Annotated in this window: 25 protein-coding genes; 18 read left to right on the top strand and 7 right to left on the bottom strand. The window is 42.4% G+C overall.

The genetic code is table 11. The annotated features are described in order from the left end of the window. The first annotated feature begins 86 nt into the window (after positions 1–86). The 13 genes from BN6465_RS09860 (at position 87) to BN6465_RS09800 (ending at position 11,573) form a co-directional block, all read left to right on the top strand. Entirely contained in the window at positions 87–590 is a 504-nt protein-coding gene (locus BN6465_RS09860) for an antirestriction protein ArdA (RefSeq protein WP_082891644.1), read from the top strand. A 23-nt stretch (positions 591–613) separates the two neighbouring features. After that, positions 614–1,099 carry an antirestriction protein ArdA gene (locus BN6465_RS09855; RefSeq protein ID WP_066734104.1) on the top strand — a complete coding sequence of 162 codons (486 nt, stop codon included), beginning with the start codon at positions 614–616 and terminating at the stop codon, positions 1,097–1,099. A 144-nt stretch (positions 1,100–1,243) separates the two neighbouring features. Further along, positions 1,244–1,633: a conjugal transfer protein gene (locus tag BN6465_RS09850; RefSeq protein WP_066734102.1), complete on the top strand. Its 390-nt coding sequence runs from the start codon at positions 1,244–1,246 to the stop codon at positions 1,631–1,633. Beyond that, entirely contained in the window at positions 1,620–4,070 is a 2,451-nt protein-coding gene (gene tcpF, locus BN6465_RS09845) for a conjugal transfer ATPase TcpF (RefSeq protein WP_066734100.1), read from the top strand. The genes BN6465_RS09850 and tcpF overlap by 14 nt, the downstream gene beginning before the upstream one ends. 5 nt (positions 4,071–4,075) lie before the next feature. Further along, positions 4,076–6,289: a CD3337/EF1877 family mobilome membrane protein gene (locus BN6465_RS09840; protein ID WP_066734099.1), complete on the top strand. Its 2,214-nt coding sequence runs from the start codon at positions 4,076–4,078 to the stop codon at positions 6,287–6,289. Further along, positions 6,286–7,287 carry a bifunctional lytic transglycosylase/C40 family peptidase gene (locus BN6465_RS09835; RefSeq protein ID WP_066734098.1) on the top strand — a complete coding sequence of 334 codons (1,002 nt, stop codon included), beginning with the start codon at positions 6,286–6,288 and terminating at the stop codon, positions 7,285–7,287. The genes BN6465_RS09840 and BN6465_RS09835 overlap by 4 nt, the downstream gene beginning before the upstream one ends. 15 nt (positions 7,288–7,302) lie before the next feature. Beyond that, entirely contained in the window at positions 7,303–8,208 is a 906-nt protein-coding gene (locus BN6465_RS09830; RefSeq protein ID WP_066734097.1) for a conjugal transfer protein, read from the top strand. A 112-nt stretch (positions 8,209–8,320) separates the two neighbouring features. Beyond that, positions 8,321–8,851, top strand: a complete 531-nt coding sequence (locus tag BN6465_RS09825) for a PadR family transcriptional regulator (protein ID WP_066734095.1) — start codon at positions 8,321–8,323, stop codon at positions 8,849–8,851. Between the two features lie 114 nt (positions 8,852–8,965). Beyond that, on the top strand, positions 8,966–9,715 hold the full coding sequence (locus BN6465_RS09820) for an MBL fold metallo-hydrolase (RefSeq protein ID WP_066734093.1): 750 nt from the start codon (positions 8,966–8,968) through the stop codon (positions 9,713–9,715). A 27-nt stretch (positions 9,716–9,742) separates the two neighbouring features. Next, entirely contained in the window at positions 9,743–9,934 is a 192-nt protein-coding gene (locus BN6465_RS09815) for a cysteine-rich KTR domain-containing protein (protein ID WP_066734090.1), read from the top strand. 180 nt (positions 9,935–10,114) lie between these two features. Continuing rightward, positions 10,115–10,696, top strand: coding sequence for a TetR/AcrR family transcriptional regulator (locus tag BN6465_RS09810; protein WP_066734088.1), 582 nt, complete (start codon positions 10,115–10,117; stop codon positions 10,694–10,696). 77 nt (positions 10,697–10,773) lie between these two features. Beyond that, positions 10,774–11,358: a DUF4097 family beta strand repeat-containing protein gene (locus tag BN6465_RS09805; RefSeq protein WP_066734086.1), complete on the top strand. Its 585-nt coding sequence runs from the start codon at positions 10,774–10,776 to the stop codon at positions 11,356–11,358. 26 nt (positions 11,359–11,384) lie between these two features. Then, on the top strand, positions 11,385–11,573 hold the full coding sequence (locus BN6465_RS09800) for a cysteine-rich KTR domain-containing protein (RefSeq protein WP_066734083.1): 189 nt from the start codon (positions 11,385–11,387) through the stop codon (positions 11,571–11,573). Positions 11,574–11,666: 93 nt separating this feature from the next. Here the strand turns inward: BN6465_RS09800 and BN6465_RS09795 are convergent, their stop codons facing one another. Beyond that, on the bottom strand, positions 11,667–12,023 hold the full coding sequence (locus BN6465_RS09795) for a helix-turn-helix domain-containing protein (protein WP_066734080.1): 357 nt from the start codon (positions 12,021–12,023) through the stop codon (positions 11,667–11,669). Between the two features lie 566 nt (positions 12,024–12,589). Here BN6465_RS09795 and BN6465_RS09790 point away from each other — a divergent pair. From BN6465_RS09790 to BN6465_RS09770, 5 genes are all read left to right on the top strand, one after another. Beyond that, positions 12,590–13,006, top strand: coding sequence for a sigma factor-like helix-turn-helix DNA-binding protein (locus BN6465_RS09790; RefSeq protein ID WP_066734077.1), 417 nt, complete (start codon positions 12,590–12,592; stop codon positions 13,004–13,006). A gap of 3 nt (positions 13,007–13,009) precedes the next feature. After that, positions 13,010–13,249 (top strand): helix-turn-helix domain-containing protein, encoded by a 240-nt coding sequence (locus tag BN6465_RS09785; protein ID WP_002592280.1) that lies wholly within the window; start codon positions 13,010–13,012, stop codon positions 13,247–13,249. Between the two features lie 319 nt (positions 13,250–13,568). Then, on the top strand, positions 13,569–13,712 hold the full coding sequence (locus BN6465_RS09780) for an SHOCT domain-containing protein (protein ID WP_066734074.1): 144 nt from the start codon (positions 13,569–13,571) through the stop codon (positions 13,710–13,712). Positions 13,713–13,774: 62 nt separating this feature from the next. Next, positions 13,775–15,523: a recombinase family protein gene (locus BN6465_RS09775; RefSeq protein ID WP_066734071.1), complete on the top strand. Its 1,749-nt coding sequence runs from the start codon at positions 13,775–13,777 to the stop codon at positions 15,521–15,523. Between the two features lie 311 nt (positions 15,524–15,834). Next, positions 15,835–16,761, top strand: coding sequence for a DUF4268 domain-containing protein (locus BN6465_RS09770; RefSeq protein ID WP_066734068.1), 927 nt, complete (start codon positions 15,835–15,837; stop codon positions 16,759–16,761). Between the two features lie 104 nt (positions 16,762–16,865). On the opposite strand, the gene BN6465_RS09765 is transcribed toward BN6465_RS09770, so the two are convergent. From BN6465_RS09765 to BN6465_RS09735, 6 genes are all read right to left on the bottom strand, one after another. Then, on the bottom strand, positions 16,866–17,270 hold the full coding sequence (locus tag BN6465_RS09765) for a hypothetical protein (RefSeq protein WP_066734065.1): 405 nt from the start codon (positions 17,268–17,270) through the stop codon (positions 16,866–16,868). Next, entirely contained in the window at positions 17,257–17,961 is a 705-nt protein-coding gene (locus BN6465_RS20980; protein ID WP_199882816.1) for a hypothetical protein, read from the bottom strand. The genes BN6465_RS09765 and BN6465_RS20980 overlap by 14 nt, the downstream gene beginning before the upstream one ends. A gap of 625 nt (positions 17,962–18,586) precedes the next feature. After that, on the bottom strand, positions 18,587–21,703 hold the full coding sequence (locus BN6465_RS09750) for a type I restriction endonuclease subunit R (RefSeq protein WP_227183467.1): 3,117 nt from the start codon (positions 21,701–21,703) through the stop codon (positions 18,587–18,589). Positions 21,704–21,705: 2 nt separating this feature from the next. Next, the gene (locus BN6465_RS20975) at positions 21,706–23,016 is read right to left on the bottom strand and encodes a restriction endonuclease subunit S (RefSeq protein ID WP_227183466.1); all 1,311 of its coding nucleotides are present in this window, start codon (positions 23,014–23,016) and stop codon (positions 21,706–21,708) included. A 1-nt stretch (position 23,017) separates the two neighbouring features. Next, positions 23,018–24,799, bottom strand: coding sequence for a type I restriction-modification system subunit M (locus BN6465_RS09740; protein WP_066734062.1), 1,782 nt, complete (start codon positions 24,797–24,799; stop codon positions 23,018–23,020). After that, a complete protein-coding gene (locus BN6465_RS09735) occupies positions 24,789–26,108 on the bottom strand; it encodes a hypothetical protein (protein ID WP_066734060.1) in 1,320 nt (439 codons plus the stop codon). Before BN6465_RS09735 ends, BN6465_RS09740 begins: the two co-directional genes overlap by 11 nt. Between the last annotated feature and the right edge of the window lie 533 nt (positions 26,109–26,641).

Below are 26,641 nucleotides of genomic sequence, written 5' to 3'. Positions count from 1 at the left end.
AAGGTTTGCTGCTTTTTTCTTACCCATTTATCAGTATCCTGTTTATTGGGAATACTAAAGTAAAATGAAAGGACGTGATATAACAGATGTATGAAATGAGATTATATATCCTCAACACCACAAAGCCTTACAATGACGACGAGGACGGTTATGAAGGCGCATGGTTTACCTGCCCTGTGACCTTTGAGGAAATCAAGGAAAAATTAGGCGTGGAAAAAGAGGAAGATTTTGAAATTGAGGACTACGAGCTGCCCTTTTCCCTCAATCCAGATATGCCGCTTTGGGAAATCAACGCCTTGTGCCGCATGGTGCAGGAAATCGAGGGCACGCCCCTTGGCAATGAATTAAGCGAGATACAGGCAAAGTGGTTTCAAAACATCAGCGACTTTTTCGACCACAAGGACGAGATACGCCACTATGATGTGCCGGACTCGGCTTCTCTTGCAGAATACCTTGTCATGGAGGAACACCGCTTCGGGGAGCTGCCGCCGGAACTTATGAAGCACATAGACTTTATTTCCTACGGTCATGAGCTGGAACAAAGCGACGAATACCTCTTTACGACCAGCGGTGTGTTCCGCTATCGGTAAGGCGGTGGCTGACTTTGGAGGAAATGCGTGTCTATATTGCCAACCTTGGCAAGTACAACGAGGGCGAGCTTATAGGCGACTGGTTCACGCCGCCTGTGGACTACGACGAGATGGCAGAGCAGATCGGCTTGAATGACCGATACGAAGAATACGCCATCCATGACTATGAGCTGCCCTTTGAAATCGACGAGTACACGCCCATTGAGGAAGTCAACCGCCTGTGCGAGATGGTGGAGGAACTGGACTATCCGCTGAATGAGGTGATTGACGACCTGCTCTGCCATTTTTGCAGCGTGGAGGAACTCTACGACCATAAGGATGACATTATTCAGTACCCTTGCGATAACATGGTGGACGTTGCCTACCACTTAATTGACGAGTGCGGCGTTCTGGGCGAGATACCCGACCGATTGCGTAACTACATAGACTATGAAGCCTTTGCCCGTGACATTGACTTGGAGGGATGCTTCATAGAAACCAGATACGGAGTCTTTGAGTGTCCGTATTAACAAGCTGGCAGACCTGCACAAACGTGTGATTCTGGCAGCTAATTTTATATATGACAACAGGTGGTAAATCCATCTGCTTTATGCAGCAGTCTGTGAAATGCAGGCTGCTGTTTCCATTTTAGAAGAAAGGAATGGTACAAAACATTGAAGAAAATAAGAAGCTATACCAGCATTTGGAGCGTGGAAAAGGTCATTTACGCAATCAACGACTTTCAGCTCCCGTTCCCCATCACACTTACACAGATGGCGTGGTTCGTGGTATCCCTCTTTGCGGTAATCGTGTTTGCAGAGCTGCCGCCCCTAAACATGATTGACGGGGCGTTCCTCAAATACTTTGGTATCCCCGTGGCGGTGACGTGGTTCATGAGCCAGAAAACCTTTGACGGAAAGAAGCCTTATGGTTTCCTAAAATCCAGTTTCAGCTACCTGCTGCGCCCGAAAGTGACCTACGCCGGAAAAGCGGTGAAGCTGAAAACCGAATTATTGAATACAGCCATTACGGCAGTTAGGAGTGATGTGTATGTTCCCCATTAAATATATCGAAAACAATCTGGTGTTCAACCATGACGGGGAGTGCTTTGCTTACTATGAGCTGATACCCTACAATTATTCGTTCCTGTCGCCGGAGGAAAAGTACATGGTACATGACAACTTCCGGCAGCTAATCGCACAGAACCGTGACGGGAAGATACACGCCTTGCAGATCAGCACCGAGTCCAGTATCCGGCAGACACAGGAACGCTCCAAAAAAGAGGTCACAGGCCGGCTCCGTGAAGTGGCTTGTGCAAAGATAGACGAACAGACCGAAGCGTTGGTTGAGATGATTGGGGAAAATCAGATTGACTACCGCTTTTTTCTTGGCTTCAAACTGCTGGTGAATGAGGAAGAAATCAGCTTGAAGCACGCCGGAAAGTCCGCTGCCATGACCTTTGCCGACTTTCTCTACGAGGTCAACCATCAGCTCATGGGGGATTTTGTGTCTATGAGCAATGATGAAATCGCCCGTTTCCAAAAGATGGAGAAGCTCTTGGAGAGCAAAATCTCCCGCCGCTTTAAAATCCGGCGTTTGGAAAAGCACGACTTCGGCTACCTAATCGAGCATATTTACGGGAAAACAGGCGTTGCCTATGAGGACTATGCCTACGACTTCCCGGTAAAGAAACTGAAAAAAGAAACGCTGGTGAAGCGGTTTGACCTTATCCGTCCGACACGCTGCCAGATTACGGAGAACCAGCGGTATTTAAAGATGGACAGTGAAGAACAGACGACCTATGCCGCCTACTTCACCATCAACAATATCGTCGGCGAGCTGGACTTCCCATCCAGTGAGGTATTTTACTACCAGCAGCAACAATTCACGTTCCCCGTGTCCACGTCTATGAATGTGGAAATCGTCACCAACAAAAAAGCATTGACGACGGTAAGGAACAAGAAGAAAGAGCTGAAAGACCTGGACAACCACGCTTGGGAGTCCAACAACGAAACCAGCAACAACGTGGTGGACGCTCTGGACTCTGTAAATGAGCTGGAAACTACCTTAGACCAGTCCAAAGAGTCCATGTATAAGCTGTCCTACGTGGTGCGTGTGGCGGCTGACAGCTTGGACGAGCTGAAACGCCGCTGTGATGAAGTCAAGGACTTTTACGACGACCTCAATGTGAAGCTGGTGCGCCCGTTCGGGGATATGCTTGGTCTGCATGGGGAGTTCATTCCAGCCAGTAAGCGATACATCAACGATTATATCCAGTACGTGACAAGTGATTTTCTGGCAGGTCTTGGCTTTGGTGCGACCCAGCAGCTAGGAGAAAGTGACGGTATCTATATCGGCTACAACCTTGATACGGGCAGGAACGTCTATCTGAAACCGAGCCTTGCGGCACAGGGAGTCAAAGGCTCGGTCACAAATGCGCTGGCGGCTGCATTCCTTGGCTCACTTGGGGGCGGCAAGTCCTTTTGCAACAACCTCATTGTCTACTATGCGGTGCTGTTCGGGGGCAGTGCGGTCATTGTAGACCCAAAATCCGAGCGTGGGAACTGGAAAGAAACGCTGCCGGAGATTGCACAGGAAATCAATATCGTGAACCTTACCAGTGAAGCGAAAAACAAAGGACTGCTTGACCCTTACGTGATTATGAAGAACTTAAAAGACGCTGAAAGCCTAGCAATCGACATCCTGACCTTTTTAACAGGTATCAGTAGCCGTGACGGTGACAAGTTCCCCGTGCTTAGAAAGGCAATCCGCTCTGTCACACAGGGCAAAAGGCGAGGTCTTTTGTGCGTCATTGACGAGCTGCGGAAAGAGGACACTCTTGTTTCCAACAACATAGCGGAGCATATCGAGAGCATGGTGGACTATGACTTTTCCCATCTGCTCTTTTCCGACGGTACGGTGGAACAGTCCATCAGCTTAGATAAGCAGCTCAACATTATACAGGTGGCTGATTTGGTGCTGCCAGACCGTGACACAAAGTTTGAGGAATACACCACAATGGAGCTGCTCTCCGTGGCTATGCTTATCGTTATCAGTACCTTTGCTCTCGACTATATCCACTCCGACCGGAGCATTTTTAAGATGGTGGATTTAGACGAAGCGTGGACGTTCTTACAGGTGGCACAGGGCAAGGCTCTGTCCAACAAGCTGATACGTGCCGGACGTTCCATGAACGCCGCTGTCTATTTCGTGACACAGAACTCCGGCGACGTGGACGACGAGAAGATGAAAAACAATATCGGTCTGAAATTTGCATTTCGATCCACGGACATCAGCGAGATCAAGAACACGCTTGAATTTTTTGGTGTGGACAAAGACGACGAGAACAACCAGAAGCGGCTACGGGATTTGGAGAACGGACAATGCCTGTTTCAAGACCTTTACGGTCGGGTGGGCGTTATCCAGATACACCCTGTCTTTGCCGACCTGTTCCATGCCTTTGATACCAGACCGCCAATCAAGACAGAAGAAACGAGGTGAAGCCTATGCGTAAACATAAAATACTGCGCTATGCAGGTATCACCCTCTTAGTCATTGTGGGTATCCTCGTTTTCCTGTCCATCACAGGTACGGTGGCTCATGCCGCCGGATTGGTGGACGACACGGTGGACGCTGCCAACCAGTATTCTAAGTATCCGCTGGAAAACTACCAGCTTGACTTCTACGTGGACAGCTCATGGGATTGGCTGCCTTGGAACTGGCTGGACGGTATCGGCAAGAGTATCCAGTACGGCTTGTACGCTATCACCAACTTTGTATGGACAGTGAGTATGTATATCTCCAACGCCACAGGGTACGTGGTGCAGGAAGCCTACAAGCTGGACTTTATCTCCGATACCGCAAACGCAATCGGAACAAACATCCAGACCCTTGCCGGGGTAAATGCAGGTGGCTTCTCGACACAGGGGTTTTATGTGGGTTTCCTGCTTATCCTTGTACTGCTGGTGGGTATCTACGTGGCGTACACAGGTCTTATCAAGAGGGAAACCACAAAGGCTGTCCATGCAGTCGTCAATTTTCTTGTGGTATTCGTCCTGTCTGCGTCTTTTATCGCCTACGCTCCCAATTACATCACGAAAATCAATGATTTTTCTTCGGACATCAGCAGTGCGGCACTGTCACTGGGTACGAAAATCACCCTCCCAAACTCCGATAGTCAAGGGAAAGACAGTGTGGACTTGATACGGGACAGCCTGTTTTCCATACAAGTACAGCAGCCGTGGCTGTTATTGCAGTACGGCAGCTCCGATATGGAGGACTTGGGTGCAGACCGTGTGGAAAGCCTGCTCTCTGCCAGTCCGGACACCGACACCAGAGAGGATACGGTAATTGCAGAAATCGAGGACAAGGACAATCCAAACATGAGCGTCACTAAGACCATGAGCCGCTTGGGAACGGTGGTCTTTCTGTTCCTATTCAATATCGGTATTTCCGTTTTTGTATTCCTGCTTACGGGCATGATGATTTTCTCGCAAGTGCTGTTTATTATCTACGCCATGTTCCTGCCCGTGAGCTTCATCCTGTCCATGATACCCTCTTACGAGGGCATGGCAAAGAAAGCCATCACAAAGCTGTTCAACACTATCATGATGAGGGCAGGCATTACCCTCATTATCACCGCCGCTTTTAGTGTGAGTACCATGTTCTACTCCATCTCGGCAGGCTATCCATTCTTTATGATTGCCTTTTTGCAGATCGTCACCTTTGCAGGCATTTACTTCAAGCTAGGCGATTTGATGGGAATGTTCAGTTTGCAGTCCGGCGACGCACAGCAGGTCGGCAGGCGTATCTTCCGGCGACCTTATATGCTCCTAAACCGTGGGGCAAGGCATATGGAGCGTCGTGTCGGCAGGACGTTAGCCGCTGGCATGGCTGGCGGTGCGGTAGGTGCTGCGGTGGCTTCTGGCAGCCGTAAACCCGATACAAGGAAATCTGCGGACAGACAGAACCACGCCACAGGCAGCCGCACCAATCATGATACCGGGCAGTCCGGGGATACTGCTACTTTTGGCAAGCGTGCTGGCTCTAAGGTGGGTGCGGTGCTGGATACAAAGCAGAGAGTCAAGGACAGGGCACAGTCCGTTAAAGAACAGGTGAAAGATATGCCGATACAGGCTGGATACGCCGTTCATTCCGTGAAAGAACGGGCAAAGGAAAACGTGTCCGACTTCAAGCGTGGCATGGTGGAAGAAAAAACCACCCGTCAGCAAGGACGGGCGGCAAAACAGGACAGCCACAGGCAGACCATAGCAGAAAAACGTATGGCAATGGAAAGAGCAAAACCTACAGGATCAATGGCGAAAGGTGCTGCCCCTGTCCATGAGCGACCAGCCACAACGCCTGTATCCGGCGTAACAGCACCACAGGCGACCGCTGCGAAAGGTGCAGCCGCTAAGACAGAGCCGACCAGCAGGGAACGTCCGGCGGCGGTATCCAGAGAAAGCTATGAGAAGCCGACGACCACGAAAGGCAGCGAGCCAGCGGCAAAACCACAGGAACAGCGCACACAAGTGGTACGGGAGTCGGGGGCACGTCCACAGACAGTCAAAGAGCCAACAAAGGCACAGATAAAAGAGCCTGCTCCTGCCGGAACTAAGACCACTCGACAAACCAATACACAGAAAACGAGCCAGAACATCCAGCGTAACACTGTGAAGAAATCCACCAACCACAACATGAAGAAAGGACGGAAAAAATGAAGCTGCGGCATTTAGCACTGCTTGGTGGAATTTTCACGGTGATTATTAGCCTGCTGCTGTTTTTGTTTATCATCACAGCGGACGACGAGGAAAGCGGCGGCAGTTCCGGCTTTGACTATTTGGGGATGAATCTGTCAGCGGAGGTCATGAAACACCAGCCAACAGTGGAGAAATATGCAAAGAAATACGGGATTGAGGACTATGTGAATTACCTGCTTGCCATCATGCAGGTGGAGTCCGGCGGCACAGCGGTGGACGTTATGCAGTCCAGCGAATCGTTAGGTCTGCCGCCCAACTCTTTAGGAACAGAGCAGTCCATTGAACAGGGATGTAAATATTTTGCTTCTCTGCTTGCTTTGGCAAAAACGAATGGCAGTGATATAAATACCGTCGTCCAGAGCTACAACTATGGCGGCGGTTTTGTTGATTATGTGGCAAGCCACGGGAAGAAATATACCTTTGAATTGGCGGCTGGTTTTGCAAGGGAGAAATCCAGCGGTGTCAAGGTAACTTATAAAAATGAAATCTCCATCAAGGAAAATGGCGGCTGGCGGTATAAGTACGGAAATATGTTCTATGTCCGTCTGGTGGCGCAATATCTGGCAGTACCCAATTTCAGTAACGCTACGGTACAGGCAATTTTCAATGAAGCTCTCAAATATCAAGGCTGGCCGTATGTATTTGCTGGCAGCAACCCAAACACCAGCTTTGATTGCAGTGGTTTGACTTCATGGTGCTATGCAAAAGCTGGACTCTATATCCCCCGAACCGCACAGGCACAGTATAATTTCATGCAGCATATCCCACTTTCACAGGCACAAGCTGGTGACTTAATATTCTTCCACTCGACCTATATCACCAGCGATTATGTGACCCATGTAGGGATATATGCAGGCAATAACCGAATGTATCATGCAGGCGACCCCATCGGCTACACATACATTCTTGGCTCTGATTTAGAAAAATATCTGATTGGAGCAGGAAGAATCAAACAATAGAAAGGAATTGATAGGATGTTTAAAAAGAAAGAAAAAGAAGCAAAACCAAATAAGGTTAAAAAAGTGCGTGTTGTGAAAGCAGGTACGCACAAAAAATCCGTGATTGCCCTGTGGCTGGTGCTGATTGCCAGCGTCAGCTTCGGGGTGTATAAAAATTTCGCCGCCATTGATATGCACACCGTCCATGAGAAAGAGGTTATAGAGCAGCGTATTGTGGATACCAACAAGATTGAAAATTTTGTCAAGGACTTTGCAAAAGCCTATTATTCATGGGTGAATAACAAAGAAGCCATTGAAGCAAGGACAAAAGCCATCAGTCAGTATCTAACAAAGAGCTTGCAGGATTTGAATGTGGACACGGTGAGAAGTGACATTCCCACCAGCTCTGCGGTGAATGAGGTGAAAATCTGGAACTTGGAACAGGCTGGCACAGACGAGTATACCGTCCTCTATTCGGTCGATCAGACCATCACAGAGGGCGACCAGACCAGACGAAATACTGCTGCTTATACTGTGGTGGTTCATGTGGATGGTGACGGAAACATGGTAATCACAAAGAACCCGACCATCAGCCGGATACCAGCAAAATCCGGCTATGAGCCAAAGGCAGCGGAAAGTGACGGAACGGTGGGCGCTGCCACCACGGAGGAAGTGACGGAGTTCTTGGAAACATTCTTCAAGCTGTATCCGGCGGCTACGGACAAGGAGCTTTCCTACTATGTGGCTGGCAATGCGCTGAAACCTGTAAACACTGATTATCTGTACTCCGAGCTAATCAATCCGCTGTTTACAATGGATGGAGATAAGGTCAAGGTGTCCTTATCGGTGAAATATCTCGACCAGAGGACAAAGGCGGCACAGATTTCACAGTTTGATTTGGTGCTGGCTGAAATAGATGGGAACTGGAAGATTGTAAAATAACCCCAATAGGGCATAGTATTTTTTCTATGCCCTAATTTGTATTGACTTTTTATGTAATTGGAGTTATATTGATAGTAGTATCAATGATACTATAAATTAAAGGAGGTCAATAATGTCAATCATTAACCTAATGCTTTTAGGCTTTCTTATGGAAAAACCAATGAATGCATATGAAATAAAAAAGGAGGTCGAAAACAGAAATTTAACATGGTGGATAAAAGGTAGTTCGCCATCTATTTATCGGAATATCAATAATTTGTCGGCAAAAGGTTATATAAATGGCAAAGTGGTACGTGATGGCGAAATGCCGGAGAAAACAGTTTATACGATTAACGAAGTTGGTAAAAATTACTTTAATGAGTTAATGGAAAAGTATTCTCTTACACCACCACAAATTTATCTTGATTTTACAGCTGTAATTTCAAATATTGGAAAACTGGATAAAGCAACCGGAAAGCAGAGGATTAGAGAGATGTATAACTCTTTTCTCCATACAAATAGTGTTTTGAAATCGGTAGAAGATGTATTTAAGCCATATCAGGCGAAAGCGGTAATAAATTTAAGTGAAAGAATGTATGATTTATTTTGTGCATGGCTGCAAGAATTTTATGAAAATTATTATAAAGAACCTTTTGTCAAATGAATATGTTATATTGTTTATGACCATGCTGAATGTCAATAAACTTAACAGCATATTTTTTTAATCAACAAGTATCAATAATACCGGTATCTGTGATACTAATTAGGAGGAACTTATATGTTTAAAGTATTTGAAAATCTGTATCTCATTGAAAATGAAATGGGAGCAAATGTTTATCTCATCAATAATGGTAAATCTTTTGACTTGATTGACACTGCAATGTTTATGGAAACTGATAAGTTAATTGCAAAAATTGAAGATGGGGGCTTTCATATCGAAAATTTGAACAAAATTATTTTAACGCATTGCCATTGCGATCATATTGGCGGTGCTGCTGAATTAGTTAAACGAACAGGTGCAAAAGTTGCTGCACATACAAAAGATATACCGTATATCCTTCATGAAAAGGTTATTGATGGCTCATATCATTATATGATGATTCAAGAACAAGCCTATATGAAACAATATAATTGTGTTCTTGAAAAAGTCGATATTGTTCTATCGGATAAAAATATCATTGATACATTGGGTGGTTTAGAGGTCATCCATGTTCCAGGTCATACACCAGGTAGTATTGCATTATATCAATCAGAAAATCAAATAATGTTTTTTGGTGACGTTATAAGAAATAAACATAATAAGGGGCTGGTAATTGGTGTACCAGATAAATTCAATTATGACACTAATCAAACAATACAAGACGCTCAACATTTGATGGAATATCCTATAAAATATGCTGTTTTCGGACACGGACTACCACTGACTGAAAATGTGGAACGATTACTTATAACTGCCCGAACACCAGAGGAAGTCAAGGCGAGTAGAAAAAAATCAAAAGCACATAGAAAATTAGCTAAAGCAGAATAAAATACAAATGTATTTTGGGAGGTATATATGGATGAACAATTTAAATGGTTATTGTGTCCAATATGTAAAAGTAAAACTAGATTAAGGATGCGGAGTGATACAGAACTTAAAAATTTCCCCCTGTATTGCCCAAAATGTAAACAGGAAAAGCTAATCAATGTCAGTAAGTTAAAAATAACAGTTATTAAAGAGCCAGACACTAAGATGCAGAGCCGATAATTCAGAGGATTTTCCACCTCATAGATTATCGGCTCATTTTTTTCTGCCCTCTTTTAATCTGCAAGCAAAAACGGATTTTGTATTTTACTTGACAATCCTATCTTTAAGCAGTAAAATCAAACCATAATTCAAACGGTGTTTGAAAATGTATTCGATATTATGAAAGGATAGGATCTGCCCATGAAAAATGACACTAAAAATTTGATTATTGATACGGCTATTATGTTGATTAAGGAGGTTGAGAAAGAACCAGAGAACATTACCATTAGGGATATAAGCAAAAGAGCTGGAATTGCTGTAAGTCAAATCAATTATCACTTCCAGACAAAGGAAAACTTGCTGTCGCAATGTGCTCAAAAAATGATTAGTAATGTTATAGGAAAATTTGATGATTGCCTTACAGAAATGTCTTGTATGACGACTTTTGAGGGATTGGAGAATATGCTTAATCTTACATTCACCTATCTGTATGAAAATGAAAACTTAGCAAGAATTTCAATCTTATCAGACCACAGAACTCCGTCACCCACAGATAACACTAATCAGACAATGAATGTTTATAAACCTTTAGTGGATAAAGTATGTACTGAAAAAGGCATTACAAATTCTCCATTGGTGGAAATACTTTTAATGCAGTCTTTACAAGGTGTTTTTCTTAGGACTGATGTTATTAAAACTGAACTAGGGGTAAACCTTAGAAATCCAGAAGAAAGGAGAAAATTCCTTCATGAAGTTTTAGAGAGATTTTTCACAGGTATATGATTATGTCAAAGAAAAAAAAGTGTGTGATTATTCTATTACTTTTATGTGTTTTATTTTTTCTGATTGGAGGTTTGTTTATGCACAAGAAAATGGTTAAGGAAGAAATGTTTACTTCACAAGATATTGACGCTATTTTATTAGACGGAAATATAGCTGATATTACAATAACGCAAAGCAGGACGAACGATTTGAAAATAAAGCAATATTCAATGAAAAAAATCGAAAAGTCTATGGAATATCAGTCGGAAATAAGTAATGGTGCTCTTAATATTAAAGACCATTCTGATCAAGTAGCTTGGTTTATGGGAATTAAGGGAAGTGCTGGTATTTCATATGAAATCCAAATACCCATTGATAAAACGGTTGAATTGAAGATTAATTTGAACAAAGGAAACATACAACTTGCAGATGGAACATTTAGCAGTGTAGATATTGTAATAAATAAGAGCGGTAATATTGAGCTTGATAACACTGTCTTGAAAAACAATTCAGAAATATATACATGTGCAGGAAACATTGATATAAAGTTTAGCTTTGATAGTGAAAATTTTGAAGTAAATGCTATTGTCACATCTGGAAACAGGAATATTGATAAGAGTTATTCTAAGGGCGACTATCTACTTAAAGTGCGAAGCGACAAAGGAAATATTACAGTAAAATAGATTACAAGAAATGAGGTGATATTTTTATGAATGATACCGAATGGATACTTTGCCCTATTTGTGGAAATAAAACCCGTTTGAAAATTCGTAGAGATACGCAATTAAGGAATTTTCCACTGTTTTGTCCAAAATGTAAACAGGAAAAGTTAATCAATGTCAGTAAGTTGAAAATAACAGTTGTTAAAGAGCCAGACACTAAGATGCAGAGCCGATAATTTAGAGGATTTTAGACCTCATAGATTATCGGCTCATTTTTATTGCCTGTCACCATATCCCGAATGATTGGCAGGTAAATAAAAATGGAGGAACTAATCTTCCCCCACTTCCTTTGATTTGATAATACCAGCAGCGACACTTTCCATGATAACCATATCTTTGTCGTCAAAAGTATCAAGCTGTTGTTCCAACTGTCTGCGGCGAGTGCTTTTCACTTTATCGCCGGACGGGAGGAAAATTTCATCAACGGATACATTGAGTAAAGTTACAAGGTCGTAAAATACCTGTAAACTTGGGTGCTGCCCTTTATTCTCAATGTTTGTCAGATAGCGTGGGTCAATCTCAATTTTTGCTCCCACCTGTTCACGGGTCAGACCTTGTTTCATCCTTGCTGCTTTAATAGCAAGTCCAAAGGCTCTGAAATCGTATTTATCTTCTGTTTTACGCATAGTTAATCACCTCACTACATTTTACTGTTCCTAAAGAATTTACAACAGGTACAGTAAAACGTATTGTAAGGTTTATCAGTTCCTATGAACAGGTGAATAATAAATATATATGCTGCTTGGCGGTAATAAAAAAAACCGTTGTCAGCAGTAATGCTTTTATATGCCCTTTTCGATAAAACGACGGTTTATACAGCCGCCGTTTTATTTTTTCCTAACGGTGGACAGACTACTGGATGGTTTTGTTTTAGCGGCTTTAGGAGGTAGCCGCATGGAACGCCTGCATATTCGACAACATTCGACCATTGGTAAACCGTCAAAAAAATCCGTTTAATCTCTGCGGTATTTCATACTCCTGTATATGGTTTTTCACGTCATATAGCAGGAACAATTTGGAAAGCACAAGATCAGTACGCGAGTATTGTCCTTGTGCTTTTTTGCTGTACAAAACTTTTTAGAGAAGTTTTTGCGGTTGGGTATCAAATCCCACCTCTTGCGGCGAGTGTTAGTGCGAAAAGAGGTAGAAGCCTTTTCGCTTTAGCAACTTTAGCTGGAAAGGAGGTGAGATTATGAAGCCATCTTCTTTCGAGAACGCTATCAGACTTCAATTTGATTGTCTGGCTCGCAAGGTTGTAGGAACAACCGTAAAGGACTATAACCGTGAGCTTGGCAGACGTGCAAAGCGTGAAACTCCATTCTGTGAGCTGCCGGAAATGGAATTAAACCATATCGGCACTTGCGACGAATACTCGGTCGAATTTACAGCCTTTGAGGTATTCGGCAATGAAGTCCGTATCTATGATGAACAGCTATGTGAAGCAATCAAAGAATTAAATGAAAGGCGACGTAACATTCTGCTTATGTCCTACTTTCTTGAGATGACCGACGCTGAAATTGCACAGGTCATGGAAATGGAACGATTTTCCGTTTGTAGAAACAGGCTGCACACATTAAAGCTAATCAGAGATATGTACGAGGAGGAATAAACCATGATGAAGTCTACAAAGAAGTGTCCGCTATTTTCCACGATCAGCTCGGCTGCTGACGGTGACGAGGTAGCAATCGAAAAGATTTTAAACCACTATGACGCTTACATATCAAAAGCCAGCTTGCGCCCGTTCTATGACGAACACGGAAATATGTATATCGTGGTCGATATGGAACTGAAAGGCAGAATACGAGCTGCGCTGATTGAAGCAATTTTGGGATTTGAAGTCAAAGTGAAATAAGTGTAATAGAGAGTGCCTACCACCTCATTTCCGCTCTTTACCGTTCTTTGAAAACTGAATAAAGTAATCAGATACGTTTGATATGCGGCGAGCCTGCGGACTGGAACGCCACGACCACTGAAAGGAGGGACACCAGCGAGCGACCACGCCAGTGATCCGCAAGCAACTATTGGAAAGGTTGCTGCCATGACCCGTATATCAGAATAATGATACACCCGTATGACACGGTTCACCCATCAGAATGGGAATGGTGAAAGTCCAGTGGAGCTGCCGAAGCCATCTGATTACTTCTAAATCTAAAAATGCAAGGAGGGGTTTCATGAATAATTTGATTCGTTATAGTATGCAAATTGCCATGCTAAAACAACTGCTTGCCCGTAAATTGATTTCTGAAAGAGAGTATACCCTTGTAAAACAAAGATTGATGAAAGATTACAAAGTGCTTTCTGACATAACTGCTTGAATTGTGTTTATAAAAGTGATATTATAACACTATAAAAGGAACACAAAACAAGGAGGTATATTATGCAGGAAGTTGAAGTTATTAAAGCAAGAAATGTTTTATCAAAGCAAGCCCGTGGAAAAGCCATTGAGCGTTTACGTGTAGCTGCATATTGCCGTGTCAGCACAGACAGCGAAGATCAGTTGAACAGCTATAAGTCACAAGTCCAGTATTATACGGATATGATTAAGAAAAACAAAGAGTGGGTATTGGCTGACATTTATGCGGATGAAGCGATTACGGGTACACAGGTGACAAAAAGAGAAGATTTCCAGCGTATGATAAATGACTGTATGAATGGCGACATTGATATGGTGATTACAAAATCAATTTCAAGATTTGCCAGAAACACGTTAGATACATTGAAATATGTTCGTATGTTGAAAGAGAGAAATATCGCTGTCTATTTTGAGGATGAAAAAATCAATACTCTTACAATGGACGGAGAATTGTTGCTTGTTGTCCTTAGCTCTGTCGCACAGCAGGAAGTTGAGAACATTTCAGCTAATGTGAAAAAAGGCTTAAAAATGAAAATGAAGCGTGGCGAGCTGGTAGGTTTTCAAGGCTGCCTTGGCTATGATTATCACCCGGAGGACAAGACAATTACTATTAATCAAGAAGAAGCAGAGATTGTCAGATACATTTTCAATCGTTATGTTGAGGGAGCTGGCGGTTCTGTTATCGGACAGGAACTTGAAAATCTAGGCTACAAAACAAAATATGGCAGTTCTACATGGGCGCCATCTACAGTCATTGGAATTATTAAGAATGAGAAATACAAGGGTGATATACTGTTGGGTAAAACATTCACGGTTGATCCAATCTCCAAACGTCGGCTTGAAAATATGGGTGAAGAAGATAAGTTCTATATGAAAGACCACCATGAGCCAATCATCAGTGAGGAAGTCTTTGAAAAGGCACAGGAAATTCTTAACCGGAGAAATAAGAACCGGACGACAGTAGGCAACGGTAAGCGTGAAAAGTACAGCAGGAAATACGCATTTAGCTGTATGCTGGAATGTGGTTTCTGCGGCAGCACTTTATCAAGACGGAATTGGCACAGTAGTTCGGAGTACAGCAAGGTTATCTGGCAATGTGTAACAGCTACGAAAAAGGGCAAGAAATTCTGTCCAGACAGTAAGGGAATACCAGAAACAGCAATCGAAGAAGCGTTCATTGAAAGTTACCGTTTATTATGCGATAATAACAAGGATGTATTAGACGAATTTCTGCAAAGGCTGGATGATACTTTAAGTAACAGTACAGTGAACAAACAGCTTTCCAAAATCGAAAAGGAAATCAGTGCAGTAGAGGGCAAGAAGAATAAGCTGGTTGATATGCGCCTTGAAGATAGCATAGATAAAGATACATATGAAACGAAGTATGCTGCACTTATGGAAAAAGCGGAACAGCTTGTTGCCGACCGTCAGAAATTGCAGGAAACAGCCGCTAATGAAAAAGATATTAAGCGACGTTTAAAGGAGTTTAAGTCTACGCTTGAACAGAATGAGGTTTTGGATGTGTTCGACCGCCATGTATTTGAAAGCATTGTTGAAAAAGTAATTGTCGGCGGCTATGATGAAGATGGAAACAAAGACCCTGCACAGCTCACGTTTGTTTATAAAACAGGGGTGAAAAACAGTGTAGATGGCAGCCGATTTAAGCCGCAAAGAAAAAATGCGAGAGGACGACATAGAAGTGATGAATTGTGTTCACATAGAAGTAACGAGGTTGATAAAACGTGTTCCGATAGGAGTACCGACACATGTTGAGTGCGTTTGTTTAATGACCCGAAACAAGTAGAAAAAGTGCCGAAAAAGCCGATAAAATGGGCATTTCTCGAAAGTCTGGATTGGCGGTTGAGAAACGGATAATTTGAAAATAAGGGCGAGATTTCGATATGACCTTGAGAGTAAATCGAAATCTGCCCTATGACTTATTATTTGATTTTGCCTTGGTGAGTGCTTACGATTGCTGACATAGTGGGAGTGTGTAGGATTATTGACAGCAATCGGAGCGTTTGAAAGGTAAGCAAAATGGCTACGGTGCAGCATTGATGTCAAATGAGCAAGGAGGATTTGAAGTGATAAATTTAGGACAACTTAAAGAGATAAAAGACTTAAGAAAGGTATGGCCTCATGAGGCATTGGATTTCACACCGTGGCTTGCAGAAGAAGACAATCTAATGCTGCTGTCAGATGCAGTAGGGTTAGAGATTACCGTGGATGAAACTGAGTCAAGTGTCGGTGATTTCAATGTAGATATTTATGCGACTGAGACCGGGACGGACAGAAAGATTATTATCGAAAATCAACTGGAAGATACCAATCATGACCACCTTGGCAAGTTGATTACATACGCATCAGGAAAAGCTGCAGATATTGTGATTTGGATTGTAAAGCGCGCACGTGAAGAACATAGAGCAGCCATTGAATGGCTGAATAACCATACGGATGAAAATATCGCATTCTTTCTTCTGGAAATTAAGCTGTATCAAATAGGTGACTCTGATATTGCTGTAAAATTTGAGGTTATTGAGAAACCAAATGACTGGACAAAGGAAATCAAGAGACAGACAAGCAGTTCGCCTACACTGCAGGCGAGGTATGATTACTGGGTTGCTTTTAACGAGTATGCATTTAATCATGCTGCATTTGCTAAGGCATTTAACAGAAGAAAGGCCAGTACTGACCACTGGATGACTTTGAGCGTTGGTTCTTCTGCCTGTCACATCAGTTTGCTGCAAGTCAGGAAAGATAACAATATTACTGTGGAATGGTATATCACTGATGATAAGGAACTTTATCAGAAATTCTATTCTCATAAGGCGGATATTGAATCAGATATGGGAATGACACTGGATTGGAGAGAACTGCCGGACAAGAAAGCAAGCAGGATTTTGGTGATTCATGAGGCGGATTTTGACAATAAGGACAAATGGCCGGAGCAATTTGATTGGGCGATGGATGTTGCAATGAAGATGAAGAAGGCCTTTAAAAAATATTTGTAGAGTATCATTAAGAGAGAAATATAAACAATTAGAGAAGCAAAGGAGCGCCACCCAATAAGGATGTACGCTCCTTTGCTGTGCTGGTTGGACTGTCTAAATGGTATTCAGATGCCGCCCTCGATGTCCACTTCAAATTTGCTATAAATAAAGTCAAGCAGTTCCGCTGCTGTAGGGGTATTACCCACTTTTCTTATGCGTTCCCAATATAGATTGTCTTGAGAAGCCAGTCCCATTGCTATATATTCATTAAATATTTTGGAGAGATCATTTTCTGTCATGCCGCAACGTTCAGCCATATGTTGCAGAACCGTCTTTCCATCAAATCGTAATCCCTGCATATATGATTTGCTGTATGCCAGACGGATTGACCGGAGAGCATTTTCCTTGATTCGTTTTACTTTGTCAGGGGGTATGTTTTCCGTTTTAGCGACTCTTGTATATTTCTTTAAATAGTAGCATTTCAATAGGATGTTAATCTGCTCTTTGGTTACAGGTTCATAATTTTCCATGAGTCTGTACCTCATCCGTATCTGACGGTATCATATCCAGAAAAAGCTGGAAGATCTGCCTGCTGGTTTCAATGTCACGATAGGTTAGTTTGTAGAGTAATTCATCCGTAAATCCCTGTGCAAACAAAGTGGAAGCTGGTGCGATAATAAATCGCTGCTTTATTCTCTTGTTTAATTCCTCCAGCATTGACTCACCAGCTATGTGGGAAATCTGGTCATAAACTTCCTGTACTCGTATGATATCCACGGAGCCACCAATGTTAGTCACCTGTTCTTTTACAAACTTTCCTGTGGAGGTCAGTATTGCCTCATCTGCCAAAAAGAGAAGCAGTATGGAAAGATTAGTGTAGCGTTCTTGGAAAATCAGTTTGTCTTCGTATTGTTGGTAAAGTTCTTTCATTCGTGGATAGAGCGGATGTTCATGCTGTGGTTCTGTTCCATCCAAAACATGAAACAGCAGACCTTGCAGTTCACCTCCTGCTCGGAAACCCTCATCTGCGGATTCAAAGGCAAGTTGGCCACTACTCATCCCTTCAAAAATCATGGAGAGGTAGTGATCCAGCAAATACCCTTGTTTGCCAAGCTGCAGACGAATCTGCTTTGCCAGTTTGAAAATTGACAACAGGGAGTCTTCGGTGACTCTGCTGTCTGGACAGCTGAAGAAGCTGTCTGTGTGATGGAAAATGTTCATGTTATCCCGACCTTTCATTTATAGGGTCGGGTATTTCCCGTATCTTCAAAAGCGCACGCAATGGCGGAGGATGGAATCCTCTTTTCCCATGCACACGCTGTTAATTGCTTATTGTGCAGCTGTGATAAATGCGATATAATAGCCTTGTCGTGGTGCCGCTTTTGCGGTTGTGCTGGGTGGCTTAATCACCTTAGTGCAGGACTGGTGTGGTGCAAACACATCAGTCTGCCATGACGTTTTTTATTGTCGGGGAAACCCCGCCGTTGTTATATAAACTCTAAAAAGCAGGATTGTCAAGTCACAGTTTTCTATGTGGTAAGGTAAATTTTTTGATTTGGAAAACAGATGGAACAGTAGCGACATTGATACCAAGTGAATATCGAAAAACAGCCTAAATCGAGGCTTTTGCAAAGTGCTGACCTGCGAAGGTCTTATTTTTTGCCTTGAGATAGAATTTTGCTGCACACGGTCATTTGAAAAATGAGTTATTTTGCATACAGCATTAACGATAGCATAGGGGTATCGTTGCAATGGTTGAACGCTCTAACGATTGTTTCTTTGTGAGCGTGAGAATTGAAGCACAAAAAAGTCCGAGCAGACTTGATGTCATGCTCGGACAAAAGTATTATTTGGCGTGATTATGCAATTCTTGGTACAGCCTTTCTGCAAGAGCCTTTTGGATAATGCGATACTTGTCTGCATCCATGAATAATTGCTCATAGGCTTCCATGTTTTCTACATAAGCGGCTTGTGCCATATCCTCAAAAATTGTTGGGAAAATACTGCGTTCATACACCTGTTGGTCGTTTGATTTTGCAGCTTTTTTGACTTTTGAGTCTTTTTTCATTTTGTTGTACAGAGTATCAACAATAACTCGGTCGGTCTCAGTGAAGTCTCCAAAGAATTCTTCGTTGATTTTGTCGATGATTTCTTCCAATGGTGTAAGGCGTTCTTTTTTTGCACCAGCTTTTTTGGGAGTAGTAGGCTTCCATTCGCCAGTGGTTTCATCCAACTCGATTGCGCCTTCATATGTCTTTTCCAAGCGGTAGTATTCCAATTTAACACGATTGTCAAGGTCAAACTCAGGTGCTGGGTCTGCAGGGAGAAGTTTGCCAAGGTACGAACACAGGATATATTCGTTGTGGAGTTCCTTATCAAACATTCGTGTAATCTGTGAGATATAGTTATACCATTTTGCAAAAGCACGGACTTCTCTTCTGAACTGATAACGCTGTTCTTGATCTAACTTGTTATATTTATCAGCAATAGGCTTCAGAGCATTGGAGATTTGTCCCTGTGTGGTATTTGCTTTTCGGACATCTGGGTCAAAGTAAATATTAGCAACATTTTGAACATCTTCCTCTGTGTAGACATTCATGCCACGGATGATTTTCTGTGTAGTATAAATCAAATCAAAGTTAATTTCCTCGGTAAGGCTGGTTTCTTGATAGAATTGTTGGAAAGCCTCTTTGATTCGTTCCACAGGATTTACAAAGTCAAGGATATAAGTATCCTCTTTGCCGGGGTAAATTCGGTTCACACGGCTGAGTGTTTGAACAGCCTTAACATCACGCAGCTCTTTATCAATAATCATTGTGTGAAGGAGTGGCTCATCAAATCCAGTCTGATATTTCTCTGCTACAATCAAAATGTTTCCTTCATCATGGAATACAGCTGCAGTTTGGCTCTCTTTTACTCGGTTGCCATTACGGTCTACATTCATACCTGTTTCGGTATATTCTGTTCCGTTAGGGTCATCAGGGTCTTTAAGGCTTCCACTGAAAGCAATCATGATTTCTACATCGTCATATTTGTTTGTTTCCAAATAGCGCTTAATCTCATGATAGTAGCGAACAGCAGCAAGTCTGGAAGCGGTAACCACCATCATTTTTCCTTGACCGTGGATTTTCTTCTTTGTCACATCACGGAAAGTCTCAACAATAATAGCGGCCTTCTGATGAAGATTATGCGGATGCAGTTCTTCATATCTGCGGATAGTACGTACTGCTTTAGAGGTTGGAACCTCCGGATTATCCGGCACATTCTTTGCCAACTTATAGCACATTTTGTAGGTGGTGTAGTTAGCGAGTACATCCAGAATAAAGCCTTCCTCAATCGCCTGACGCATGGAATATACATGAAATGGATGGAAGGAGCCATCTGCTTGCGGTTCTCCGAAGATTTCCAGTGTCTTTCCTTTTGGGGTGGCTGTGAAAGCAAAGAAACTCATATTTTGATGTTTGCCTTGACTGAGCATTTCTTGCACAAGAGGGTCGTTCTTTTCAATTTCCTCTACAGCTTTTTCTTCCAACTCAGCGTATTCCTTTAATGCATCGCTGACATCTGCAAGTGCAGCCTTCAGTTTCAATGCACTCTGACCAGTTTGACTGCTATGTGCCTCATCTACTATAACAGCATAATGCCTGCCGACTGTGGAGTGTACCTCATCATAAATTACAGGGAATTTTTGAAGGGTAGAAATAATGATTCGCTTGCCCTCGTTAATAGCATCTCTGAGATCCCCGGAGTTCTTTTTCTCGTCAATGGTTATAACGCTGCCAAGCGTGTGATCAAAGCCGGATACTGTGGCTTGCAGCTGTTGGTCAAGAACACGGCGGTCTGTGACAATGATAACACTGTCAAAAACAGGATTATTGTTTTCGTCATGCAGACTTGCCATGCGGTAAGCAGTCCAAGCAATAGAATTTGACTTGCCGGAGCCCGCACTGTGTTGAATAAGATAGTTGTGACCAGATCCGTTTTCACGCACATGAGAAACAAGACCTCTTACCACATCCAACTGATGATAGCGAGGAAAAATCACTTTTGACGATACAGTTATTTTGGTTGAGCCATCCGGCATTATTTTTTTCTTTTCGGAACGCTCATAGCTTATAAATTTTTGGAGGATATCAAGCAATTTGTCTTTCTGTAAAACATTCTCCCAGAAATAGCTTGTGACATATTTTCTGTCCTCCGCTTGAGGATTTCCGGCACCACCATCTCTGCCGGGACCGTTGCTGCCTTGATTGAATGGTAGAAACACAGTTTCTGCACCGTTCAATTGGGTGGTCATATAGACATTGTAAAGGTCACAAGCAAAATAAGCTAAGACACGCTTATTAAATCCAAAAGCATACTCCTTTGGATTGCGGTTATATTCCCATTGACGCATGGCATCATCTACGGACTGCCCGGTAAGCTGATTTTTGAGTTCAATTGCAATAACGGGAATACCATTTACTGCAAGCATCATGTCAATGCTATTCTTGTTTGCTTCTGTGTAATGCCACTGTCGGATGCACTGACAAGTGTTTTGACTGTAATGTTCATTCGCTAAATCATTTAGTTCGGACTCTGGTTTAAAGTAGCAGACACGAAAACTTATGCCACGGTGTTTGAAGCCGTGACGAAGGACGGAGATTAAGCCGTCTTGAGTAACAGCGTTCTCAAATGCCTTGTAGAACTGATGAATAGGACTGATGGTACACATACGCTCAAAGCGTCTCCATGCCATCGGCTGCGTAGCCTGCACAAAGTTGGTAAGCGTAGTAATGTCCAAAGCCATGCCGCGGCTTTCTTCACTGCAATATCCTGCATCGGTAGCTTTTGTCCAGCCACCTTCTTCGGAAATTAGATAGTTCTCGATATGCTCCTCGAAGTGCTTTTCCGATTCGTTCAGTCGCTGGAAAGCATCTGAATACGCTTCCATACGGTCTGCTGTCGTTTTACTGTTCGCCATACTTACACCACCTTTCTTTTTCCTGTTACGGTTTCGTATATGAGAGATTTTTTATATGAATCAAGATCATCGATTAACGATTGCTTCTCTGAAATGAGAGAATCAATAGCACCGCACTTATTGGTGAGGTATTTTGTAATCGTTCGCTGTTCATCTATGCTATTGGGAATTACAATAGGCATTGCATATACAATGGTCTTAGTAAGGTTAACTATGAAAGAACCCCTACAATTAACATCAATAAAAGGTTGAAAAAATGTGCTTTTAGAGAAAAGCCACATAAAATAATTGGTATCTATTTTGCTGGTATCTAATCTGAATTTTGCTAACCTTTGGTTAATGATTCCTTCGGGCATCTCATTTGTGATAAGCATAGCACGACCTAAAGAACCGACAATCGGGAAAATAATATCACCCGGAGTAATGAAAAATTGTGACATTTCCTCACGTCTGGAATTAGGTAAATACAAATTCTTGTCGCTGACAGTCGATTGGTTTGCTATATGCTCAGGGGTATACACAAGAATGTTACCATCACGAGCCAATTTATCTGTTATCAATGAACTGCCAAAAGGACCCGATTTATATTCTTGAATGAAGTAACGAAGAGCGATAATGCGATTACTGGCTGCAGTTTTTCCAATCCATTCTATTCCGCTGTCTCTCATCTCAGTATTTGGATTTAATCCTTTTGTTATTGTTCTGTGTATGAGAGATGCTCGCCATTCCTTGTACTCCTCAATACTATCCTTAGCTTCAGCAATCAGTATATCGATTTTCTTACATTGTTCATCAAGATAAGTGACTATCGCTACTTGTTCTGTATCAGAAGGAAGTACCACACGGAGTTCTTTTACCTCATCATAATTTAGTCCTTGGCGAACCCCTGAACCCATGCCATAAAAACCTTTTTTGAGGTCAAAAGAATGCAGCAGGTAGTATAAATACTTCGCTGTTTCCTTTCTGATGGGGTGGAGGGTAGTGTATGCAGAGGTAATGATGCCACGCTCTGTTGCCAAACCAACACGCAAGCTGGTGTGATCGTTTTGCAGGTCTGTCAGCCGAAGGACAATGTCTCCGTCTTCAATGATGTTATAGCCATTAAAGGATTCTGGCAAAAGACCTCCATTGGAGTTAATATCTTTTCTCTTTATTCTGCCGTAACTCAAAGAGAGCAAATTGTCTTCACGAAGGTCTGAATTCTTGTTTTTTACTTGTGTTACAAGTTGATATAGTGTATAGGTTTTCCATGTGGATGGAATAGCACCAATCCAATCAATTCCGCTATTCTTCATAGTTTCGTATTCAGCCACCTTACTCACCACCATTCCCAAACAATTCATGAAGTTTTTCCATCATGGAGTGTTCATGCTTTTCTATGCGCTTTGCAATATCAGCAGCAGGTTCCAATTCCTTATATTCATAGAATGTACGAGTGAACGGAATTTCATAACCGACTTTTGTTTTGTTTCGGTCAATCCATGCATTCGGACGATAAGGCAGAACCTCTCGCTCGAAATAGGCGTCAATGTCCTCATCAAGCGGCACATTTTCTGTATCTCTTTTTGATGTATCCGCAACCAGTTTCTTTGCTTTCTTAATTGGCTTTCCATTCTCATCCAACTGCGGACTTTCGATGGTAATTTTGTTATATCCCAAGCTGACAGCATCCATCACTTTTGCTTTGCAGATGATTTCAGTACCATTGGCAAGCTTATGGGTATAATTGTGGGTGATGTAATCACCATAGGCACCGATGATTAAATTACGGCAATCCTCTGTAATATCAACGCGCTTATTACCAATAGGCTTGCGGCGCTGCTCATAACATTGGCTGGCATCAATCAGAAGCACTTGCTCTCTGTGAGATTCCGGCTTATCTTTTGTTACAATCCAAACATAGGTAGCAATACCCGTGTTGTAAAAACTATCATTCGGCAACTGAACAATGGCATCCAGCCAGTCGTTTTCAATAAGGTAACGGCGGATTTCACTCTGCCCACTTCCGGCATCGCCTGTGAAAAGAGAAGAGCCGTTTTGAATGATGGCCATGCGGCCGGTATCCTTTAGCTTAGAGAGACCATTTAACATGAACAGCATCTGACCATCAGACTTAGCGGGCAGTCCAACGCCAAATCTTCCGGCATCGCCCTTTTTGTGTTCTGCCTCTACGTCAGCGGCTTCACGTTTCCAATCGATACCAAATGGAGGATTGGAAATGACGTAGTCAAAAGTATAGCTTGAGAACTTATCGTCATTCAGCGTATTTCCGAACTGCATATTTTCTGGGTCTCCGCCACGAATCAGCATATCGGCTTTTGCAATACCAAAAGTAAAGGGGTTGATTTCTTGTCCATAGCAGATAATGTCTGCCGTGTTATCCAATGCTTTAACACGTTCTTCCATGCAAGTGAGCATCTGGCTTGTACCCATTGCCATGTCATATACAGTTTTTGCAGGTGCATCTTCATCAGAGAAGTCTGCATTCGTGGTTAACAAGTCACACATTAAGTAAATAATATCTCGGCTTGTGAAATGCGCTCCGGCTTCTTCGTTATAGCTTTCTGAAAAGCGTTGTACAAGGTTTTCGAATACATAACCCATGTCAATTGCAGAAATTCTTTCAGGGTCCATATCTGCATCGTCTTTGCAGAAGTCGCTGATTACTTGATAAAGGACTCCGGCATCTGTCATTCGTTCAATCTGAGTAAAGAAGCCCATATTTGCAAGAATGTCGATTACATTGTCTGAGAACCCGTTGATATAGTCTTCAAAGTTAGGCTTGATATTTTCGGGATCGGCTTTTAATTTCTCGAAAGTGAATTTGCTGGTATTGTAAAAGCGATAGCCGGATGCTTTACGCAAGAAGCCATCTTTGACAGCCAATTGCTTTACTTTTTCGTAGGTTTCCAATACTTTCTCCTGCGTAGGCAAAAGGCAGTCATGAAAACGCTTGATAACAACCATCGGCAGGATAACCAGACCGTATTCGTGCGGTTTATAGGCCCCAAAAAGTGAGTTTGCCACATTCCAGATAAGGTTTGCCTTTTCTCCTATATTTGTACCAACAACTTGGATTTTTTCATTAGAGTTCATACTCTCGCTCCTCCTTGATATTTTCAGTGATTTTCTTAATGTTGTCGATGAATCTTGCAGCCGGAATGCCTAATCGCTTTTCACAATCATCTGAGGCGATGGTGTCATGTGCAATAGTCAGCATACATCTGGCTCGTAATACATCAAAGATACAGTGGGGCATTTCACTAATTGCATCACAGATGCCTTTGACTACAGCAGTATATTGTGTCGGAGGAGATTCCTCCGGCTGCAATGAATTTTGAATTTCGACATCATAGAATTCCGTTATATCGATTAAATCTATAAACTCCGATAGTTCATCTGGAATTGAAGCTGTCCAAGATGAGAGATCCCCATACTCCCATTTGCCATCAAAAATATCTAATAGCATCTGAAATTGATTGTATGCTTTATTCAACCGTGGACGGTTGCTCATCCCTTGTTTAATCTGAGAGACATCACGCCCGGTTATGAATTTTTTGTTTTGTGTTAGTTTATCGTCTTTATGCACTACGGGAAAACGCTTCCCATCAGAGTGAATGATTTCAATAAAAGCATTGCGACCATGCCGTAGCACACACTCTTGTGAGAGACACGGTGGAACAGTGGGAAAGCAGGCTGCAATCGCACTTCGCAATTCTTCGTTCGGTTCTATATAAATATGTTTGACTTTATTAGCTTCAAACATACGGAAGAACTTAATATAGGTCGCTTCCGAGCAATCCACCAGAATATCTAAACAATAAATCTCTTTTCCCTCTATTCCCAAAATCATAGGATACAGTTCTCTGTAATAAGGGAATTCCACAATGGCTAATGTCGATGGAGTAGAGAGCGTGGGTTGATTTGCTTCACGATACTGAATTCGTCTTCGCATGATGGCACCGACCGAAGCAGTGGAAGCAGGTACACCATAAAAATCGCATACCTTCTTATAAGAATATCTGAAAGTACCCTCTGCCAATAAATCTGATAATCGGTTAGTGAAGCGACTGCCTTTCTCTGAAAAATCTATATCCTCCGGAAAGACACTGCTCTTGCATCCATCACATCGCAGATAACGCTGATGGAAAATCAAGTCAATGATTTCAAAACCATCATCGCCGGTAAGGATATCCTTAAACTTGCGTGTAACTACCTTTGATGTCCTTGTCTTTTGTGACTGACAAGCAGGGCAGGTACATTTTTCATTTCTGAAATAGCGCTTATGTACGGCAGAAAAGGAACTGCCATCACTTTCGTCATCTAAAACAAGAAGGCTGCTAATGCCCAGCTTTTCAGTTTTGGCTTTTGAAACATCGGTCTTTTTATACGTTTTCTTGCCCAAGGCATAGTCCTCCTATTTTCTTTTTACTACATTATACCACCATAAAGTAAATAAAAATAGAGTTTAATATTAAATTTGTGCAAAATACCACCAAGAACTAAATAGTACAATTTTTTAGCAACGAGTGATTTTGATATAATGTGTATAGTGAAATTGGAGAGGAGGCGAAGCGTATCGAAACATGGAAAAATGAAGCAGGAAAGCGTGTTTGTGATTTTAGTACAGACCATACAATTGTGGAAATTGTGATAAAAGGATACATAACACGCATAACAGCAAATCAAGACGGAACTCTCAAAATTGAGAATCTTCCATATCAGAAAGCAAGTTAATAACCCGCCAGAACGCTTAGACGGCAGTGCGGACCCAAGAAGCCTTTAAGGGCAACTGGGTCACACTGCCGTTTTAATTTTGATATATAGCTTGGGAGTAATCCCAACTTTATATATAAACCCCGTTTCAATGTTCACTGCCTGATCAGCAGTGCCCAGAGCGGCGAAACGGACACAAGTAAATAACAGTCAACCCACTGG

The organism is Bariatricus massiliensis (assembly GCF_900086725.1).
In the GTDB taxonomy this organism is placed as follows: Bacteria; Bacillota; Clostridia; order Lachnospirales; family Lachnospiraceae; genus Allocoprococcus; species Allocoprococcus massiliensis.
This window is presented reverse-complemented; position numbering and strand designations above follow the sequence as displayed.